Annotated in this window: 1 protein-coding gene; it reads right to left on the bottom strand. The window is 60.5% G+C overall.

Annotation, left to right across the window (positions count from 1 at the left end; all coding sequences use genetic code 11):
- On the bottom strand, nt 1-3,592 hold a 3,592-nt coding region (locus AO388_RS24305; RefSeq protein WP_153004016.1), incomplete at both ends, for a non-ribosomal peptide synthetase.

The raw sequence follows: 3,592 nt of genomic DNA, 5'->3' as shown, positions 1-3,592 counted from the left end.
ACCACGGCTTGAGCATCGCCGTTTCCAGCGCTTCACCGCCGAAAATCACCTGACGCAGCGAATGTGCCTGAGTGTTTTCAGCCTGGGCAGCAATCAGTTGACGGAACGCACTTGGCGTCTGGTTGAGCACCGTCACCCCGGCACTGCACAGCAGCGTGTAGAAGTCTTCCGGCGAGCGGCTGACCAGTTGCGTCAAGGCGCCCCAGATTTCCCAGACCGAGAAGTCGAAGGCGAACGAATGGAACAGCGCCCAGACATCCTGTTCATTGAAACCGAACCAGTCTTCGGTGGCCGAGAACAGTCGTGCAACGTTGCGATGCTCGACCATCACGCCCTTGGGCAGACCGGTGGAGCCCGAGGTATAGATGACGTAGGCAAGGTCAGCGGGCTTGACCGGTACTTGCGGATTGCAGACGGATTCGTCCTGCAGGTCGGCATCGTCGAGATAGATCAGCGGCACTTCGCAGACAGGCAACGTCTGCTGCACCGACTGCTGGCTCAACAACGCGACCGGCGCACTGTCACCGAGGGTATAGACCAGGCGCTCCAGCGGATAAGCCGGATCCAGTGGCACGTAACCGGCGCCGGATTTGAGAATACCCAGCAAGCCAATGATCATCGCCGGGCCGCGTTCGACGCAGATCGCTACCCGATCATCCGGGCGAACGCCGAGGGCCAGCAGGCGATGTGCAACCTGGTTGGCACGGGCGTTGAGTTCGCCGTAGCTCAGGGTCTGCTCTTCGAACACCAGCGCCACGGCATTCGGCCGCTCTGCTGCGCGCGCTTCAAATTGCAGATGAATCGGTGTCTCGCTCGTATAGGTATTGCCAGGCTCGTTCCACTGTTCGAGCAACTGCTGCCGCTCGCTGTCCGGCAGGATCGAAATAGCGTGCAACGGTGTCTGCGGCGCCTGCTCAAGCGCGTTGACCAGATTGCTCAATGTTTGCAGCATGTAGGCGCAAATCCGGGCGCCGTCGATCAGCGGTATGGTCTGTACGGTCAACAGGAAGTCTTCGCCGCGGTCATCGACGTTGAGGGTCAGTGGATAGTTGGTGCGTTCTTCATCGCCCAGTGCTATTGCCTGCATGCCATTCCAGGCCGTCAGCGTTTCATCGGTCACGGCAACGCTGGTGTGACGATAGTTGAGCAGCGCGCTGAACAACGGCGCCGGTGCGACCACGCCACTGCAACGTTGGGCCAGCGCCAGAGACGCGTGTTCATGCCCGAGTAATGCGGTCAAGCGCCGGTGCGTGGCCTTGACCCCGTCACGCACGCCCTGTTCGCCCAGGCCCACACGTAGCGGCAAGGTGTTGATAAATACGCCCAGCGCTCGCTCCGAGCCTTCGCCACCTTGCATCCGGCCCAGCAGCACGGTGCCGAACACTACGTCGTCACGCCCCGAGGCCTTACTCAACAGCTGCGCCCAGGCCAGGTGGACCAGGCTGGCGGCACTGACTCCCAGTTGACGGGCCTGGGCCCGCAAACGACGGCTGAGCTCCAGATCCACCGGCAGAAAGTCTTCTTCGATGTCATGACCGTCACCTTGCACCTCCTGCAAACCAAACGGCAGCGTCGCCTCGTCAACATCGCTCAACATGTCGCGGAAGAACACCTCATGTTCCTCCTGACTCATGCCCAGGCGGACCTGAGCAATATAATTGCGATAGGGTGCCGCCAGGCCCAGTTGAGCCCCCTGCCCCAGCAGGTAGGCCTGCATCTCATGGCGCACTACTTCCAGCGTTGTATGGTCCATGACCAGGTGATGGAACTGTAACCAGCCCAGCCAGCGCTGGTTTGACTCATCCCAGGCATGTACAAGACGCATCATCGGCGCCCGACGAATGTCCAGACGGTGGCGGCGGGAGTCGAAACGCTGGTGCAACTGTGTCGCGACATCGCCGCCTTGCGGATCTGGGTCGAAGCTTTCGCGCATCAGCAACGCCTGACGCCAGACCACTTGCATCGGTTCGTCCAGTCCCTCCCAGACCAGTGCAGTGCGCAGAATGTCATGGCGCTGGATCACGAACTGCAAGGCGCGGGCAAAGTCGTCGACATGCTCCTGGCTGTCGAAGGCGAACAGCGATTGCAGCAAATACGGATCTCCGCGCTCAGCGCTGAGGTGGTGATAGAGGATGCCTTCCTGCAACGGCGCCAATGGGTAGATGTCCTGCACATTTGTCACGCCGCCCGGCACGCTGTCGACTACCTTATCGATCTGTGCCTGGGTCAGGTCGGCCAGTGGCAGCAATTCAGGCGTAATGCGTTGGCAATCCTCGGTAATCAGATTGGCTGGCACCACGATGTCCGTGTTACCGCCGACTGCGGCCGCCAAGGCGGATAACGTCGGCTGGCCGAACAGCACGCGCACGTCAGCGCTCAAACCCAACTGGCGCATACGGCCGATAAGGCTCACCGCCAGCAGCGAATGACCGCCCAGCTCGAAGAAGTTGTCGTGACGGCCGACCTGGGCAACGCCCAGCAGGTCTTGCCAGATGGCTGCGATCTGCGCTTCGGTTTCACCTAGTGGGGCTTCATAACCACGGCTGATCAGTGCATCGGCTTCAGGTGCTGGCAAGGCCTTGCGGTCCAGCTTGCCGTTCGGGGTGAGTGGCAGTGCATCGAGACGTACGTAGGCTGCCGGGATCATGTAGGCCGGCAATTGCTCCTGCAGCCAGCCGCGCAGGCTGTCGATGTCTGGCTCAGTGTGAGCTGCCTGGACGGTGTAATAAGCCACCAGGCGTTTGTCGCCCGGAATGTCCTCACGGGCGGTGACTACCGCTTCATGGACCGCCGGGTGTTTGGCCAGGCGTGCATCGATCTCGCCCAATTCGATACGGAAACCACGGATCTTCACCTGATCGTCGTTACGGCCCAGGTATTCGATATTGCCGTCTGGCAGGTAGCGACCCAGGTCGCCGGTACGGTACATGCGTGCCGCTGGGTTTTGGCTGAACGGGTCATTGAGGAAGCGTTCGGCGGTCAGATCATCGCGGTTCAGGTAGCCACGGGCCACACCGGCACCGCCGATGTAGATTTCACCGGCAACACCCAGTGGCACAGGCTGCTGTTGCTCGTCCAGCAGGTAAAACTGTGTATTGCCGACTGGCTTGCCGATGTGCGCTGCGAAGCCGTCTGCACGGTCCATCGCCACCCAGCTTGAGTAGGTAGTAGTTTCCGAAGGGCCGTAGAGGTTGCACAAACGCTGCACGCCGGTTTTTTCGAACAGGTTTTCTACCAGAGCGCGTTTTAGCGCTTCACCGGCGACGTTTACCGTATGGACCGATTTCGGCAAGCCATCGACTTCCAGCAAGGCCTTGAGCGCCGACGGTACGGTGTTGATCAGGCCGATATCGTGCTCGCCGTGTTGCAGTTCCAGCACGTTTTTGACCACTTCGATGCTGCCGCCCGACGTCAACGGCGCAAAGCACTCGTAGACCGCGAGGTCGAAGTTCAGCGAAGTGGAAAACAGTGTTTTTTCCAGAGCAGACGCATCAAAAGCCGTGTGCGCCCAGGTCAGGAAGTTAACGGTGTTGCGGTGCTCGATCATCACGCCTTTCGGCAGGCCGGTCGAGCCCGAGGTGTAGATCAGGTA

Source organism: Pseudomonas sp. ICMP 10191 (genome assembly GCF_001467335.1).
Taxonomy (GTDB): domain Bacteria; phylum Pseudomonadota; class Gammaproteobacteria; order Pseudomonadales; family Pseudomonadaceae; genus Aquipseudomonas; species Aquipseudomonas cerasi.
This window is presented reverse-complemented; position numbering and strand designations above follow the sequence as displayed.